General features: G+C 65.2%; 2 protein-coding genes. Both read right to left on the reverse strand.

The genetic code is table 11. The features are described from left to right. Positions 1–2220 (reverse strand): PAS domain-containing protein (locus AC51BJ_RS00355; protein WP_496278961.1); only part of this gene is annotated, 2220 nt, incomplete at its 3' end. A gap of 55 nt (positions 2221–2275) precedes the next feature. Continuing rightward, positions 2276–2498, reverse strand: a 223-nt coding sequence (locus AC51BJ_RS00360; RefSeq protein ID WP_496278962.1) for a hypothetical protein, incomplete at its 5' end; no start/stop codon positions are given.

Raw genomic sequence — 2498 nt, forward strand, 5'->3', positions numbered from 1 at the left:
CACGCCGATGATGTCCGCGATCTTCCGGCTCGAGTCCTGGATGTCCGACATCGTCAACACCACCCGCTTCACCGTCTCCGCGCCGCGCGTCACCGCTTCGTTGCTCTGACGACCCAGCTCGTTCGCCTTCTGCGCACTTTCGGCGTTCTGCTTCACCGTCGCGTTCAGCTCTTCCATCGAACTGGCCGTCTCTTCCAGCGAGCTCGCCTGCTCTTCGGTGCGCGAACTCAGGTCCGCATTGCCGGCCGTAATCTCCCGCGCAGCGGTGTTGATCGCTTCCGTCGATTCCTTGATCCGGCCGACCACCTCCCGCAGCTTGTCCACCGTCGTGTTCGTGTCGTCCTTCAGCTGCGCGAAGGTGCCGGCGTACTCGCGCTCGATCTTGCGGTTCAGGTCGCCACTGGCCATCGCGTTGAGCACGTTGGCAACATCGGCCAGACCGTCGGAAACCTGCTGCACCAGTCCGTTGAGCCCTTCGGCCAACTGACGGAAGAAGCCCTGCTTGCCCTCCACCGTCAGGCGCTGCGAGAAGTCGCCGTTGCCGGCGCTGCGCACCAGGTCGGTCACCGCTTTCTCGATAGCCGCCTCGTCGGTGCGGTCCAGCCATTCGCCGACCGAACCCAGTCGCTGACCGGCTGCATTGGTGATCGGGCTGGTGGTGAGCTGGTACAGGCGACCGCCGATGACGATCTCGCTCTTGACCGTGCTGGACAGCGAGGCCAGGCGGCGGCGCGCCGCCTCCGGATCGTCATAGAACACCGTGATGTCGCTGCCAACGAAGCGCTCGGCCGAGAATTGCGGCAGCTTCCTGCGGATGTCCGCTTCAGTGCGGCGCAGCGTGTCGAGCAGCGTCTTGTTCGCATAAAGCACCTTGCCGTCCGGATCGGCGATGCGCACATTGGTGGTGACCGAATCGAGCGCCTCGCGGATGCGCAGGTTCTCGTCGGCCACACGGCGCTCCTCGGCCATGTCGGCACCGAGCTTGATCTTCATCGTCTTCATCGCGTCGAGGATGGCCACCATCTCGTCGCGGCGCGTGGTCTCCACCTCGACGTCGAGCCGGCCCTCCGCCATGCGGCGGACGATGGCCTTCACGTCTGCAATCGGCCGCAGGATCGAGCGCAGCAGCAGCCAGGCGCCGACCGCTGCGATCAGCACGCCCACGGCGAGCAGCGCTGCCATGACCGCGAAGGCCGACGACGATTCGCTGCGCACGTGTTCGATCTCGGAACCCGCAACGCGGATCTGCAGATCGACCAGCTCGCTGATCTTGCCGGAGATCGGATCGATCACCGGATACAGATCCTGCACCGTGTAGGCGGTCAGCGCCGCCATGTCCTTGTTCGCCATGATGGCGGCCAGACGTTCGATCGACGCGTCGGCGGTCTTCATCAGCGGCACGGCCTGCTCGACCAGCGTCTTCTCCTCCGCCGTCATCTGGCTGGCGCGGTAGCTGTCCCAGTTCTTGCCGATCGCGTCACGCGCCTGATCGAGGTTCTTGCTGCCGGCGGCGAAATCGATGTTGCCGTTGCGCACCTTGTGCGCGGTATCGACGATGTTCACCGCATACATGTCGGCGACCACCTTGAGCTGCTGGGTCGATACGACGCGATCGTTATAAACGACCTTCAGGATGGATTCGCTGGTCTGCAGCGCCTGCATGCCGGTGGCGGCGATACCCGCCATCGCCAGGCCGAGAATGCCGACGATGGCGAACATGCGCGCCTTGATGCTCAGGCCGGCAACAAGACGTGTCGGCGAGAAACCGGTCCGGACCACCACGCCATCGCGGATCGCGAGGCCCTTGGCCTGACCTTCACCGAAGGCACGGTAGGCGCTCTCTGCCGCGGCGATCTGCTCGCGCGAGGCGCGCGTGCGCACCGAGATATAGCCGGTCACCACGCCGTTCTCCAGCAGCGGTGTCGCGTTCGCAAGCACCCAGTAATGATCGCCGTTCTTGCAGCGGTTCTTGACCAGACCGGTCCACGGGCGCTCCGCCTTCAGGCAGCGCCACATATCGTCGAAGGCTTCGCGCGGCATGTCAGGGTGACGCACGATGTTGTGCGGCTGGCCGACCAGCTCGGCCTCGTCGAAACCGCTCACTTCGACGAAATCGCGATTCGCGAAGGTAATCCGCCCCTGCAGATCGGTACGCGACACGAGATTGTGCCGCTCGGTCAGTTCGACCTCACGCCCGGTCACCGGCGAGTTGATGCGCATGACGTACTCTCCTGCCTCCCTGCTGATCGATGTTTCGCGTGGCGTCGCCGCGCGCTCAGAACTCTTCCCATTCCTCTTCAGCGAAGGCGGGCTGCGCCGTCGGCGCGATGCGCTTGACCTTGCCCAGCGCCCCACCGCGCGAACGCGGCAGCACCGGTTCGCTGTTCGCCGCCTCGCGCACTGCATCGAACGACGACGCCACACGACCGCCCTCGTCCAGCTTGAACTGCCCCACCGCACGCATCAGCGAACGCGCCTGCTCTTCCAGGCTCTCCGCC

This window comes from Methyloversatilis sp. S146-33 (assembly GCF_059552495.1).